13 protein-coding genes and 1 riboswitch are annotated in these 12,930 nt (G+C 74.4%); of the genes, 11 read left to right on the plus strand and 2 right to left on the minus strand.

Annotation, left to right across the window (positions count from 1 at the left end):
* Positions 1–47: 47 nt before the first annotated feature.
* Positions 48–866, plus strand: coding sequence for a tRNA pseudouridine(38-40) synthase TruA (truA, locus tag ACMCNO_RS05725; protein ID WP_412748357.1), 819 nt, complete (start codon positions 48–50; stop codon positions 864–866).
* 59 nt (positions 867–925) lie between these two features.
* Here truA and ACMCNO_RS05730 read toward each other — a convergent pair whose 3' ends face one another.
* Positions 926–1,750, minus strand: coding sequence for a hypothetical protein (locus ACMCNO_RS05730; protein WP_412748358.1), 825 nt, complete (start codon positions 1,748–1,750; stop codon positions 926–928).
* Positions 1,751–2,028: 278 nt separating this feature from the next.
* Between ACMCNO_RS05730 and ACMCNO_RS05735 the strand changes: the two genes are divergently transcribed.
* The 10 genes from ACMCNO_RS05735 (at position 2,029) to thiC (ending at position 11,131) form a co-directional block, all read left to right on the plus strand.
* Complete coding sequence (locus ACMCNO_RS05735) at positions 2,029–2,643, plus strand: class I SAM-dependent methyltransferase (protein WP_412748359.1); 615 nt, start codon at positions 2,029–2,031, stop codon at positions 2,641–2,643.
* A 31-nt stretch (positions 2,644–2,674) separates the two neighbouring features.
* Positions 2,675–4,321, plus strand: a complete 1,647-nt coding sequence (locus ACMCNO_RS05740) for an ABC-F family ATP-binding cassette domain-containing protein (RefSeq protein WP_412748360.1) — start codon at positions 2,675–2,677, stop codon at positions 4,319–4,321.
* A gap of 287 nt (positions 4,322–4,608) precedes the next feature.
* The gene (locus tag ACMCNO_RS05745) at positions 4,609–4,872 is read left to right on the plus strand and encodes a hypothetical protein (protein ID WP_412748361.1); all 264 of its coding nucleotides are present in this window, start codon (positions 4,609–4,611) and stop codon (positions 4,870–4,872) included.
* 179 nt (positions 4,873–5,051) lie between these two features.
* Positions 5,052–5,160: riboswitch (TPP riboswitch) on the plus strand.
* The gene (gene thiE, locus ACMCNO_RS05750; RefSeq protein WP_412748362.1) at positions 5,154–5,798 is read left to right on the plus strand and encodes a thiamine phosphate synthase; all 645 of its coding nucleotides are present in this window, start codon (positions 5,154–5,156) and stop codon (positions 5,796–5,798) included. It overlaps the preceding riboswitch by 7 nt.
* A 70-nt stretch (positions 5,799–5,868) precedes the next feature.
* On the plus strand, positions 5,869–6,909 hold the full coding sequence (gene thiO / locus ACMCNO_RS05755; RefSeq protein WP_412748363.1) for a glycine oxidase ThiO: 1,041 nt from the start codon (positions 5,869–5,871) through the stop codon (positions 6,907–6,909).
* Positions 6,900–7,100: a sulfur carrier protein ThiS gene (gene thiS / locus ACMCNO_RS05760; RefSeq protein WP_412748364.1), complete on the plus strand. Its 201-nt coding sequence runs from the start codon at positions 6,900–6,902 to the stop codon at positions 7,098–7,100. The genes thiO and thiS overlap by 10 nt, the downstream gene beginning before the upstream one ends.
* 2 nt (positions 7,101–7,102) lie before the next feature.
* Entirely contained in the window at positions 7,103–7,846 is a 744-nt protein-coding gene (locus ACMCNO_RS05765) for a thiazole synthase (RefSeq protein WP_412748365.1), read from the plus strand.
* Between the two features lie 170 nt (positions 7,847–8,016).
* Positions 8,017–8,694 (plus strand): thiamine phosphate synthase, encoded by a 678-nt coding sequence (locus ACMCNO_RS05770; RefSeq protein WP_412753627.1) that lies wholly within the window; start codon positions 8,017–8,019, stop codon positions 8,692–8,694.
* Positions 8,691–9,479 (plus strand): bifunctional hydroxymethylpyrimidine kinase/phosphomethylpyrimidine kinase, encoded by a 789-nt coding sequence (gene thiD / locus ACMCNO_RS05775; RefSeq protein WP_412748366.1) that lies wholly within the window; start codon positions 8,691–8,693, stop codon positions 9,477–9,479. The genes ACMCNO_RS05770 and thiD overlap by 4 nt, the downstream gene beginning before the upstream one ends.
* A gap of 74 nt (positions 9,480–9,553) precedes the next feature.
* A complete protein-coding gene (gene thiC, locus ACMCNO_RS05780; RefSeq protein ID WP_412748367.1) occupies positions 9,554–11,131 on the plus strand; it encodes a phosphomethylpyrimidine synthase ThiC in 1,578 nt (525 codons plus the stop codon).
* Between the two features lie 325 nt (positions 11,132–11,456).
* Here thiC and ACMCNO_RS05785 read toward each other — a convergent pair whose 3' ends face one another.
* Complete coding sequence (locus ACMCNO_RS05785; protein WP_412748368.1) at positions 11,457–12,899, minus strand: hypothetical protein; 1,443 nt, start codon at positions 12,897–12,899, stop codon at positions 11,457–11,459.
* Between the last annotated feature and the right edge of the window lie 31 nt (positions 12,900–12,930).

Below are 12,930 nucleotides of genomic sequence, written 5' to 3' on the forward strand. Positions count from 1 at the left end.
GTTCCCGGGTACGGGTGCCGTACCCGGCTGCGAGCCGGAATGGCGGGATGAACGAACTGATCCGCGTCCGACTGGACGTCACCTACGACGGTACGGACTTCTCCGGGTGGGCCGCCCAGCCCCAGCGGCGCACCGTCGCCGGGGTACTCACCGAGGCCCTCGGGACGCTCGTCGGCGCCGACACCCCGCTCGGCCTGACCGTCGCCGGGCGTACCGACGCGGGTGTGCACGCCACGGGGCAGGTGTGCCACATCGACCTGCCCGCTGCCGCGTGGGACGAGCTCGACGGGACCCTGGTGCGGCGCCTGGCCGCGCTGATGCCGCCGGACGCCCGGGTCCGGACCGCCACGCCGGTGCCCGACACCTTCGACGCCCGCTTCTCGGCCACCTTCCGCCGGTACGAATACCGGGTGGCCGACACCCGATGGGGACCCGAGCCGCTGCGGCGCCACGACACCCTCGGCTGGGTGCGCCCGCTCGACCTGGACCGGTTGCGGCAGGCCGCGGCCGGGCTGATCGGCGAACACGACTACGCGGCGTACTGCAAGCGCAAGGAGCACGGCACCACCGTGCGGGCCATCACCGCCCTGGACTGGCGTCGCCAGCCCGACGGGGTCGTGGTCGCCACCGTGCAGGCCGACGCGTTCTGTCAGGCGATGGTGCGCAGCCTGGTCGGCGCGCTGCTGTCGGTCGGCGACGGCCGCCGCGACCCGGAATGGCCCGCCACCCTGCTCACCCTGCGGGAACGCGCCAGCTCGGTCACGGTGGCCCCGGCACATGGGCTGACGCTGGTCGCGGTCGGCTACCCCGACGACCCCGCCGAGTACGCCCGCCGCGCCGAAGCCACCCGCCGCCTGCGCGCCTGAACATGTCGATGGCGGATTGCACCTTCACGGCGTGAACTTGCCCCGACGCCACGCGTCGCCTACGGGAGCGTCTCCCGGTGGCCCAGCACCGTGTCGCCGAGATAGGGCCGCAGCAGGTCGGTGGTGATGCGCCGGGCGTACGGGTCGTCGTCGCGTACCGGCTGGCCGTCGGGGCGGACGATCACGCAGTACAGCAGGAAGTGCCCGTGGGCGTCCCAGCTCGCCAGCGTGGGCGGCTGGATCAGCGGGTCCGTCCCGGGCAGGCCCCCGGCCATCACCGCGAAGGTGCCCTCGCCCGCCACGACGAGTTGCCGGGTCCGGTTGGCGATCCACCGGGCACCGGCTTCGTCGGCCAGGTTGAAGATCCCCGCGGTGACTTGATATCCGCCGGACGGGGCGGTGAGCGTGGCGCGGACCACCTGGGTGCAGCCGTACCGGTCCAGCAGCGTGCCGAGGTCGCCGACCGTGGCGATCCCGCAGTCCGTGTCGATGTGCGTCATCCCGACGCGGTACGCGGCCGTGCCTGTCCGGACCTCCGGGGCCGGGAACACCTCGTCGAGGCTCAGGGGCGTTGCGTCGAGGCGGCGTGAGCCGAGTTCCCGTACCGGGACCTGCTGCCCGGCTGGTGCGCCGTGGCCGCGCCGGGCGTTCGCGGTGATGAGGAATGCGCCAAGCCCGCACATCCCCGCCAGCACCAGCGCGCCCAGCACCAGCCGCAAGGCCCGCCGGGGTGCGCGTGCCGGGCGCGGGCGCGCCCGGTGATCGTGCCCCGCGCGCGTGGGGCGGACCGCGGCGAATTGCTGCGCCGGAACCCGGGCTGGTGGCGCCGTCACCCGGGCGGGCTCGGACGGCTGTCCCGCCGCCCGCGATGGCGGCGATGTCATCCGGGATGGATCGGATGGCTGCGCCGTCGCCCGGGGTGGATGGGACGGCTGCGCTGTCGCCCGAGGTGGCGGCAACGTCATCCGGGCCGGGGCGGACGGCCGTGCCGTCACCCGACGGTGCTGCCCCGCCGGGGCGGGGGTGCGGTGCGCGGCGCGGAGCTGGGCATTGCGTGACATGGCGGCCACGCTAGGAGGGCATGGTCATCGATAAGCGCACATGCTGTGCGGCAACCACCCCGATGCCGGCCCGGGTGACCACCGGCGGCAGACTGGGCTCCGTGAGTGCCGACCATTACTTCAGTGCCGACCCTGCGGCCCCCGCGCGGCACGGCACGGTGGAGTTCAGCGTCGCGGGCCGGGACTACACGCTCGCCGTGGCGTCGGGCGTGTTCTCCGCGGGGCGGCTCGACCCCGGCACCGCCGTACTGTTGCGCAAGGGTGGACTGCCCACGGCCGCGACCTCGGGCACGCTGCTCGACCTGGGCTGCGGCTACGGCCCGATCGCGTGCGTGCTGGCCACCGAAGCCCCGGCCGCCACGGTGTACGCCGTCGACGTCAACGCCCGGGCCCGTGAGCTGGCGGCGACCAACGCGGACGCCCTCGGCCTGGCGGGCCGCCTGCGGGTGGCCGGGCCGGAGGAGGTCCCGGCGGAGGTGACGTTCGACGAGATCTGGAGCAACCCGCCCACCCACGTCGGCAAGGCCGAACTGCACGCGATGCTCGAGCGCTGGCTGCCCCGCCTCACGCCGGACGGCGTGGTCTGGCTGGTGATCAACAAGAACCTGGGCGGGGACTCGTTGCACGCGTGGCTGACCGGCCTCGGCTGGGACGTCGCCCGGGTCGCCAGCCAGCGCGGCTTCCGGGTGCTGCGGGTGGCCCGGAAAACCGCCTGACGGCGCGCCCCGCAGCGGGCAGGATGCGCTCGTGGGTTACGTCGACGTCGCCGGTGCGGGATTCGTGCTCCCGGACGGCCGGGAGCTGTTCGCCGACGTGTCGTTCCGGGTCGGCGAGGGCGCCAAGGTCGCCCTGGTCGGGCCGAACGGCGCGGGCAAGACCACCCTGCTGCGCATGGTCGCGGGGGACCTGCCGGTCCAGGCGGGCACGATCGCCCGCTCCGGCGGCCTGGGCGTCATGCGGCAGTTCATCGGGATGATCGGCGACGACCGTACGCTCGAAGATCTGGCCTTGTCGCTGGTCGCGCCGCCGCTGCGGGCGGCGGGCGAACGGCTGGCGGCGACCGCGGCCGCGCTCGCGGAGACGGAGAAGTCGCAGCTCGCGTACGCGAACGCGCTGGCGCAGTGGGGCGAGGCCGGCGGGTACGACGCCGAGGTGCTGTTCGACACCGTGGCCGTCGCCATCCTGGACAAGCCGTGGGAGGGCGTGAAGCACCGGCCGGTGCGGACGCTCTCCGGCGGGCAGCAGAAGCGGTTCGCGCTGGACCTGCTGCTGCGCGGCACGGACGAGGTGCTGCTGCTCGACGAGCCGGACAACTTCCTCGACGTCCCCGGTAAGCGGTGGCTGGAGGCCCGCCTGCGCGAGTCCGCCAAGTCCGTGCTGTACGTCTCGCACGACCGGGAGCTGCTGAACCAGACCGCCGGGCGGGTCGTGGCCGTCGAGGGTGGCAGCGCGTGGGTCCACCCGGGCGGGTTCGCGTCCTGGCACGAGGCGCGGGTGCACCGGCACGACCGGCTGCTGGAGTCGCGGCGGCGCTGGGACGAGGAGCACCAGAAGCTGCGCGAGCTGGTGCTGACGCTGAAGCAGAAGGCCACGTTCAACGACGGGATGGCGTCGCGGTATCAGGCCGCGCAGACGAGGCTGCGCAAGTTCGAGGAGGCCGGGCCGCCGCCGCTGCCGCCGAAGGACCAGTCCGTGCGGATGAACCTGCGCGGGGGGCGTACCGGCAAGCGGGCGGTGGTCTGCGAGCAGCTGGAGCTGGAGAACCTGACGTTCCCCTTCGACCTGGAGGTCTGGTACGGCGACCGGGTGGCGGTGCTGGGCGCCAACGGCACGGGCAAGTCGCACTTCCTGCGGCTGCTGGCCGGCGGAGGCACCGACCCGGACGCGGAACACAAGCCGGTCGACGGTGCGCCGCTGGCCCACGTCGCGCACGACGGCGTCGCGCGGCTCGGCGCGCGGGTGCGGCCGGGGCACTTCTCCCAGACGCACGACCGGCCGGAGCTGCTCGACCGTACCCTCGTCGAGATCCTCTGGCGCGGTGACGACCACCGGTCCGGTGTGGACCGGGCCGGGGCCATGAAGGCGCTCAACCGGTACGAGCTGGCCGCCCAGGGCGATCAGCGGTTCGGGACGCTGTCCGGGGGACAGCAGGCGCGCTTCCTGGTGCTGCTGCTGGAGTTGTCCGGGGCGACCATGCTGCTGCTCGACGAGCCGACGGACAACCTCGACCTGGCCTCGGCGGAGGCGCTGGAGGAGGGGCTGGCGGCGTATGCGGGCACGGTGATCGCCGTGACGCATGACCGGTGGTTCACCCGGGGCTTCGACCGGTTCGTCCTGTTCCAGGCGGATGGCGAGGTGGTCGAGACCCCGGAGCCCGTGTGGGACGTCCGCTGATTCTCCTCAACCGCGCGGGCCGGCCTGGTGATCGCTGACTGCGCGGTGCCCGGCGACACCAACGAGGCCGTGGCGGTGCGCGACGAGACCACCTCGGCCGCGCAGGTTCCCGAAACGCGGTCGGTGGTCACCGCCGCACTGGATTCGGTCGGCGCCCCGCTGCCCGTGGCCATGGCGAGCGGCGTCGTGCCGGGCTGCGTCCGCGGACCCGGTCGCCCGGTGCTCGCCACGACGATACCCACGTTGTCGGCGAGTCCGACGACCCGCAGCAGGCCACGACGAGTCCGGTGGTGGACATCATGGCGGCCATTCGCGCACGGATTCGGGCCGCGGGCGCACCGGCGCCCCAGGGTGGCCCCGTCTCCGTGACACTGAAGGGCGGTCAGTGGGCCGTGCTCGAAACGCAGCCGGCGGAATGGGCGGGCATCCTCGACGAGATGGCGGAGGGTGGCGAAGAGGTCCCGGACGGCTCGGCGCATTGGGCGCTGCTCGACCGGATCTCGAGCCGGCTGGGCGGTCCCGCCCACCCGACCTTCGGTTACGAACGGTGAAATCCCCCGCCCGCTCCGCGCCGTAGCGGATCACCCACCGGAAATCCTCCTGACAGGAGTGTCGGCGCACGTCTGCCCTGGCAGGACGTGTTGCGGCGGTGCGTGGAGCCCCGCTCGGGCTGTGCCAACCGGGCAGGGCGGCTTTACGGGGAAGGGGAGCGCGGTTATCGTCCAGGCAGAAACAACCTCACGGGAGTCCGGTGTACCGGGCTGAGAGGGGGGCTGCAGCCCCCGACCGTCGAACCTGATCCGGATCATGCCGGCGCAGGGAGGAGTGAGTTGTGGGCTCTGCATTTCCCCGACTGCACGTCATCACGGACGCGCGGCCCGGCCGCGACGCCCTGGGCGTGGTCACGGCTGCCGTCTCCGCCGCCATCGGGTACCAGACCCCGGACGCGCTGGCCGTCCAGGTCCGCGTCGAGGACGACGTCACCGACCGGGCGGCGTACGAGTTCGGGCTGGCCGTCGCCCGGATCTGCCGTCCCGCCGGGGTGATGTTCCTGGTCAACGACCGGCTCGACGTCGCGGTCGCGGTCGACGCGGACGGTGCGCACGTCGGCGCGGACGATCTGCCGGTCCCGGCGGCGCGCGCGGTGCTCGGGCCCGCGGCGGTCCTCGGCGCCACCTGCCGGGAGCCGGTGTCGGCACGCGCCGCGGTCGCGGCCGGTGCCACGTATCTCGGTGTGGGACCGGCGTTCCGGACCAGCACCAAGGCCGGACTGCCGGAGCCGCTCGGCGCCGCGGGTGTGGCGGCCGTGGCCGAGGCCGTCGGGTCGGCACCGGTCATCGCCATCGGCGGCGTGAGCGTCGACGAGGTGGGGGAGTTGCGCGCACGGGGCGCGTACGGGGTCGCGGTGGTGGGCGCGCTGGCCGTCGCCGCAGACCCGGAAGCCACCACGACCGCCCTGCTGAAGGCACTCGCATGAGCCGCGCGACCAGGAGACTGCGGTCGCGGAACTGCCTGTCCGGAAACACCGTGCGAGGGGTGGCTGCGTCGTGAGCGGGACTCCGGATGTCGCGATCGTCGGTGGCGGGATCGTCGGTCTGGCCATCGCCTGGCGGCTTGCCCAGCGGGGTACGCGTGTCGTCGTGCACGACCCGGGCCCGCCGGAGCAGGGCGCCTGGCACGTGGCGGCCGGGATGCTCGCGCCGGGCGGCGAGTCCCCGTTCGAGCGGCCGGCGCTGGGGCGGCTGATGGCCGAGTCGGCGCGCCGCTGGCCGGGCTTCGCGACGGAGTTGGGCGAGCAGACCGGCCGGGATCTGGGGTACGACGAGGCCGGCACGCTGGGCGTCGCCCTGACCGTGGACGACGTGGCCGAGGCGAGCCGGGTGTGGCGTCACCTGGGGCTGAACCGGCTCGGGCCGAGCGACCTTCGGGGCCGCGAGCCCGCGCTGTCACCGCGGGTGCGCGCCGGTGCCTACGTCCCCGACGACCGTCAGGTCGACCCGCGCCGGGTGGTCGATGCGCTGCGTGCGGCGCTCGGCGCGGCGGTGGTGCCGGTGGCGGTGAACCGCCTCGACGAGGTGCGGGCCGGGCGGGTCGTGGTGGCGGCCGGGTGCGGCACCGCCGCGCTCACCGGGCTGCCGGTGCGGCCCGTGAAGGGGCAGTTGCTGCGGCTGCGCGGGGAGCCCGGCACGTTCCGGCACGTGGTCAGCGGCTACGCCGACGGGCGCCACGTCTACCTGGTGCCGCGCGCCGACGGCGAGGTAGTGGTCGGCGCGACCCAGGAGGAGCGTACGGATCGGACGGTCACCGCGGGTGGCGTGCTCGACCTGCTGCGGGCGGCGCTGGACCTCGTGCCCGCGCTGCGCGAGTTCGCGTTGACCGAGACCATGGTGGGTCATCGTCCCGCCACTCCGGACAATGCGCCGCTGCTCGGCGCGCTGGACGACCGCACGGTCGTGGCGGCCGGGCACCACCGCAACGGGGTGCTGCTGACTCCCGTCACCGCCGACCTCATCGCCGACCTGGTGATCACCGGTACGGCCGACCCGCTGCTCGACGAGTTCCAACCCGGGAGGTTCGCATGCGTCTGACCGTCAACGGGTCCTCGCGTGCCGTCGACGACGCCGTCACGGTCGCGGGGCTGGTGGCCGTGCTCACCGAGGCGCAGCGCGGCGTCGCGGTGGCGGTGAACGGCGAGGTGGTGCCGCGTTCGCGCTGGTCCGCGTCGGTGCTGCGGGACGGTGACCGGGTCGAGGTGCTGACCGCGGCGCAGGGAGGGTGACCATGCTGCTGGGCGAGTCACGGCTGATTCTGGGTACGGGCGGGGCCGGCAGCCTCGTCGCGCTGGAGTCGGCGATCGTCGCCTCCGGTACGGAGATCGTCACGGTGGCGCTGCGCCGGGTCGACGCGGCCGGGCCGGGCCTGCTGCCGATGCTCGACCGGCTCGGGGTGCGGGTGCTGCCGAACACGGCGGGCTGCTACACGGCCGGGGACGCGGTGAAGGCGGCCCACCTGGCCCGCGAGGCGTTCGAGACGGACTGGGTGAAGCTGGAGGTCATCGGCGACGAACGCACCCTGCTGCCGGACGCGGTGGAGCTGCTGCGGGCGGCGGAGACGCTGGTGGCGGACGGGTTCACGGTGCTGCCGTACACCAGTGACGACCCGATTCTGGCCCGCCGCCTCGCCGACGCGGGCTGTGCCGCGGTGATGCCTGCGGGCGCGCCGATCGGCTCCGGCCTGGGGGTGACGAACCCGCACCACATCCGCCTCATCCGGGACTCGGTCGACGTTCCGGTGATCCTGGACGCGGGCATCGGCACGGCGTCCGACGCCGCCCTGGCGATGGAGTTGGGCTGCGACGCGGTGCTGGTCGCGAGCGCGGTCACCCGGGCCGAGGACCCGGCGCGGATGGCCGCCGCGATGCGGCATGCGGTGGAGGCGGGCAGGCTGGCGGCCCAGGCGGGCCGGATCCCGCGCCGGTTCCACGCGCTCGCCTCCACGTCGGACGACGGGTTGCCGCAGTGGTGAAGTCGGACGCCGGTGCCCGTCGCGATGGCGATGGCGGTGCTGGCCGAGGCCCTGGGCGGTCCGGCGACCGGGCCGGTGGTGGGCATGCCGGTGGTGGGCGGGTGGCAGCAGCGCCGGGGCGGCGTGTGCCGTCGGGCGTCGTGCTGCTCACCGACCGCCGGGCGGCGCGGATGCCGCTCGGTGAGCTGGTCGCGGCCGCCGCTCCGGACTGGGTGGTGCTGCGGGAACGCGACCTGCCCGCGGCCGAGCGCCGGGAGCTGGCGGACCGGCTGCGCGCGCTGCTGCCGCCGGGGCGCTTGATCGTGGCGGGCCCGGATCCGCTCGGCGGGGACGCGGTGCACCTCGCGGAGGGTGACCCGGTGGTGCGGCTGGGGTTGGTCGGGCGGTCCTGCCACGCGGCGCCCCGGCTGTCCACCGAGGACTACGTCACGCTGTCGCCGATCTTCCCGACCGCCTCGAAGCCGGGATACGGCCCGGCGATGGGGCCGGATTACGCGGCCGAGCTGGCCCGTCGCGGACAGCGGACCCGCGGCGCTGCGGATCGGGCCGATGGCCCCGGGCCGACGCCTCCGGCCGAACCGGCTCGTCGGGCCGGGCCCGGCGCCCCCGAGGGGGTGCCGTGGCTGGCGCTGGGCGGGGTCGATTCCCCGGAGCGGGTGGCGGCGTGCCTGATGGCAGGGGCTGCCGGCGTGGCGGTGATGGGCGCGGTGATGCGGGCCGCCGACCCGGCCGCCACGGTGGCGCGGATGCGTGCGGCGGCGGTGGCCGCGCAGGCTGGGCATACCGCCTGGGACGCGCAATGGCCCGGCGGGCAGCCGGGTGAGCTGCCGGTTGCGGGCCGGAGATGACCCCGGTGGTCGTGCTCACGATCGCGGGGTCCGACTCGGGGGCGGGCGCCGGGATCCAGGCCGATCTCAAGACCTTCGCGGCGCTCGGGGCGTACGGGACGTCGGTGGTCACCGCGGTCACGGCACAGCACACCCGGGCGGTGCTCGACGTGCACGCCGTGCCCGCCGCGGTGGTCGACGGGCAGCTCGACGCGGTCCTGGACGACTTCGAGGTGGCGGCCACGAAGGTGGGCATGCTCGGCACCGAGGAGGTCGCGGAGGCCGTGGCGCGGCGGGCCCGGGCCGGACGGCTGCCCAATCTCGTGCTGGACCCGGTGCTGACCGCGAGCACGGGGCGGCGGCTCGGGATGGTCGCGGCGGTCGAGCGGCTGCTTCCGTACGTGAATGTCCTGACGCCGAACCGCGCGGAGGCTGCTGCGCTGCTCGGCCGGGATGCGCTCGGGCCGGGCGAGGTGGCGGACGCGGCCGCGCAGCTCGTGGCGGCCGGTCCGGGCGCGGTCGTGGTGACCGGCGGCGACGCGGGGGAGGAGGGCGAGGCCACTGATCTGTTGTGGACGAACGGGGGCGCGCGGACGTTCACCGGACCGCGCGTCGAGACCACGAATCAGCACGGGACCGGCTGCACCTTCTCGGCCGCGGTGGCGGCCCGGCTCGCGCTGGGCGACGAGGTTGGCGAGGCAGTGGGCTTCGCCAAGGGGTACGTGACCCGGGCGCTGGCGGGCGGCCGGGACTGGACGGTCGGCCAGGGCGCCGGCCCGCTCGATCATTTCGGCTGGTTCGCCTGACGAGACAGGCGGTGGCCGGGCGGTTCCGTGCGCCCGTACCCCGCCCAGTTAATACCGATTGGGGAGGAAAAAGAATGAGGCGCAAGGTGTACGTCGAAGGCTCCCGCCCGGACCTGCGGGTGCCGTTCGCCGAGGTGCCGCTGACCGGCGACAACCCGCCCGTCCGGCTGTACGACACGTCCGGGCCGGGCAGCGACCCGGAGGTCGGGCTGCCGCCGCTGCGCGGGCCGTGGATCGCCGAGCGCGGCGACGTGGCGCCGGTGGCGGGCGGTGGCAGCCCGCTGGCGGGACGGCGGCCGACCCAGCTGGCGTACGCCCGCGCCGGGATCGTGACCCCGGAGATGGAGTTCGTGGCGATCCGCGAGGGGGTCACTCCCGAGGTGGTCCGCGAGGAGATCGCGGCCGGGCGGGCCGTGCTGCCCGCCAACGTCAACCACCCCGAGACCGAGCCGATGATCATCGGTGGGCGCTTCCTGGTGAAGGTCAACGCGAACATCGGCACCTCGGCGGTCAGCTCCTCGATCGCCGAGGAGGTGGAGAAGCTGACCTGGGCCACCAAGTGGGGCGCGGACACGGTCATGGACCTGTCCACCGGCAAGCGCATCCACGAGACCCGGGAGGCGATCGTCCGGAACTCGGCCGTGCCGATCGGCACCGTGCCGATCTACCAGGCCCTGGAGAAGGTCAACGGCGACCCGGTCGAGCTGAGCTGGGAGATCTTCCGGGAGACCGTGATCGAGCAGGCCGAGCAGGGCGTCGACTACATGACCGTGCACGCGGGCGTGCTGCTGCCGTACGTGCCGCTGGCGGTCAACCGGGTCACCGGCATCGTGTCCCGCGGCGGCTCCATCATGGCCGCCTGGTGCCTCGCGCACCACAAGGAGAACTTCCTGTACGAGAACTTCGCCGAGCTGTGCGAGATCCTGGCCCGCTACGACGTCACGTTCTCGCTGGGCGACGGGCTGCGCCCCGGCTCCATCGCGGACGCCAACGACGAGGCGCAGTTCGCGGAGCTGCGCACGCTCGGGGAGCTGACCAAGGTCGCGTGGGAACACGACGTGCAGGTGATGATCGAGGGGCCGGGCCACGTGCCCATGCACAAGATCAAAGAGAACGTGGACCTGCAGCAGGAGCTGTGCGCCGGCGCCCCGTTCTACACCCTCGGCCCGCTGACGACGGACATCGCGCCCGCGTACGACCACATCACCTCGGCCATCGGGGCGGCGATGATCGGCATGTTCGGCACCGCGATGCTGTGCTACGTCACGCCGAAGGAGCACCTGGGGCTGCCGAACCGGGACGATGTCAAGGCCGGGGTGATCGCGTACAAGATCGCGGCGCACGCCGCCGACCTCGCCAAGGGGCACGCCGGGGCACAGGAGTGGGACGACGCGCTGTCCAAGGCGCGGTTCGAGTTCCGCTGGGAGGACCAGTTCAACCTGGCTCTCGACCCGGAGACCGCGCGGGCGTACCACGACGAGACGCTGCCCGCCGAGCCCGCCAAGACGGCTCACTTCTGCTCGATGTGCGGCCCCAAGTTCTGCTCCATGAAGATCACCCAGGAGCTGAAGGAGTACGCCGCCAAGGGCATGCAGGACAAGAGCGACGAGTTCGTCGCCTCGGGCGGCCGGGTGTACCTGCCGCTGGCCTGACCCGCGCCGGGGGCATCGGCGGACCGCCGGTGCCCACGGCGGGTGGGTTCGCCCGCGGCGACCAGCCGCAGCACGTCGGGTTCGCGGCCGGTGAGCTGCCCGGGTCACGATCTCGGCACTGGAGGCACCGAGCCGGGAGACCGTGGCGCCGGCCGGATCCCCGCCTCCACCAGACCCGGCACGGCCGGACCCGGACTACCGAGATCCCACGCTCCGCGGGAGATCTTGGTCGGATTCCGCCCCCAGAGGGGCGCTACCTGACCAAGATCTAGGTGGTCGAGGTCCCATTTCGCACTGGGTGACGGGTACTCCAGCTCGTGGTTGTTTAGTCGGTGCCTAGGCCGCTGACCCAGTCCACATAGTCGTTGTTGTCCTTGCCGCGCGACCCGGAGCCACCCTTGCCCCGTGCGGGGGTGGCGTTGGGGGTTCGTGCCGCGGTGGTGTCCTTGGCGCGCGTCGGGGGGGTGTCCTTGGCGTCCCCGCCCGTCCGGGGGGACGGCTCGGGGCGCCGGGGACGGGGACGGAACGCGTCCGCGAAGTTGGCGCGGCCTCCGGAGCCGGTCGGCGCGCCGGAGGCCCCGGCCGGTCCCGGGTCCACCGGCTGCCGCGCGCGTTTGCGGCCGCTCGCCGCGCCGGTCGACGCCTCACCGGAGCTGGCCGATGTCCCCGCTGCCGCCCGCCCGGCGTCCGGCGACGGGGGATCGGCGTCGTCGGAACGTTCCGGCCGGTCGGTGGCGGATTCGGGATCGTCCTGCTCCGGCAGCGGCCCGCGGCGCAGCACGGCCGCCAGCACCGAGCCGAGCACCCCCGCCCCCGTCGCGGTCATGGCCGCCCAGTACGGCGCCGTCTGCTCACTGGTCGTCCCCGGCCCGGCGATCAGGTACGCGACCGTGAGCAGCGCGGGTCCGGGCAGCCCGGCCAGGGCGATGGCGAGGGTGGACCGGCCCGTACGGCGGGCCGCCCAGCCCACCCCGAGGCCGACCAGCAGCGCGAGTGCGGGCATGGTCACCAGCGCCGCGTGCGGCACCATCCGCGCGGGGAGCCAGCTCGGCTCGAAGACCCCCAGCCGGACCGTGGACAACGGGCTGCCGGGCGCCAGCGACGGCGCGACCGAGACCAGGGCGACCAGCCAGACCGCGGCACCGGCGGCGGCGAGGCTCCACCGGGCGACGATGCGGGCCAGCGCCGCGCAGGCGACGAGGACGCCGACGACGGCGCCGAGTCCGGCACAGATGCCGATCACGACGTCCGGGTCCACCCCGGCGACTCGCGCCGCCCGCGCGGGCTGCATGGTCAGGGCGACCACGACGGCGGCGCCGAGGCCCGCGGCCAGTGCGAGGGCGATGACGGCGCCCGGCCCCGGCGTGGCCGGCTCGGCGCTCTGCTCGGCGGCGGAGAACGGGTCAGTCCGGTCCCCGGATTCCGACGCGGCGTCTGGGGTGCGCCCGGAGGCGGCGTCTGGGGTGCGCCCGGAGGCGGCGTTTGGGGTGCGCCCGGAGACCGGGGGCGCGGCCAGCGCATGCCAGGCGGCCGGGCGCGCACGGGCGAGCCAGCGGGCGCCCGCGATCGCCCCGGCCACCGCGGCGTTCATGGCGAACCAGGCCACCCAGGCGAGCTGCGCGGTCCACTGATCACGCGCGGTGACGTCCAGCACCTGGCTGAGCTGAACGACACCGAGGCCGTACGCCAGCCCGAGCTGACCGGCGGCTGCCAGGGCCGCCATGCCGAGGGTGACCGGCAGCAGCCGGGCCCAGGTCCGAAATGCCATGCCAGGCACGTTACGGAATGGTCGACGGCCG

This window comes from Krasilnikovia sp. M28-CT-15 (genome assembly GCF_047159595.1).
GTDB lineage: Bacteria > Actinomycetota > Actinomycetes > Mycobacteriales > Micromonosporaceae > Actinoplanes.

Coding starts and splice junctions, on each gene's coding strand:
- thiS (WP_412748364.1), top strand. CDS start 6,900: ATGCGTCTGACCGTCAACGGGTCCTCGCGTGCCGTCGACGACGCCGTC.
- thiD (WP_412748366.1), top strand. CDS start 8,691: ATGACCCCGGTGGTCGTGCTCACGATCGCGGGGTCCGACTCGGGGGCG.
- ACMCNO_RS05730 (WP_412748358.1), bottom strand. CDS start 1,750: ATGACATCGCCGCCATCGCGGGCGGCGGGACAGCCGTCCGAGCCCGCC.
- ACMCNO_RS05785 (WP_412748368.1), bottom strand. CDS start 12,899: ATGGCATTTCGGACCTGGGCCCGGCTGCTGCCGGTCACCCTCGGCATG.
- ACMCNO_RS05765 (WP_412748365.1), top strand. CDS start 7,103: ATGCTGCTGGGCGAGTCACGGCTGATTCTGGGTACGGGCGGGGCCGGC.
- truA (WP_412748357.1), top strand. CDS start 48: ATGAACGAACTGATCCGCGTCCGACTGGACGTCACCTACGACGGTACG.
- thiC (WP_412748367.1), top strand. CDS start 9,554: ATGAGGCGCAAGGTGTACGTCGAAGGCTCCCGCCCGGACCTGCGGGTG.
- ACMCNO_RS05770 (WP_412753627.1), top strand. CDS start 8,017: ATGCCGCTCGGTGAGCTGGTCGCGGCCGCCGCTCCGGACTGGGTGGTG.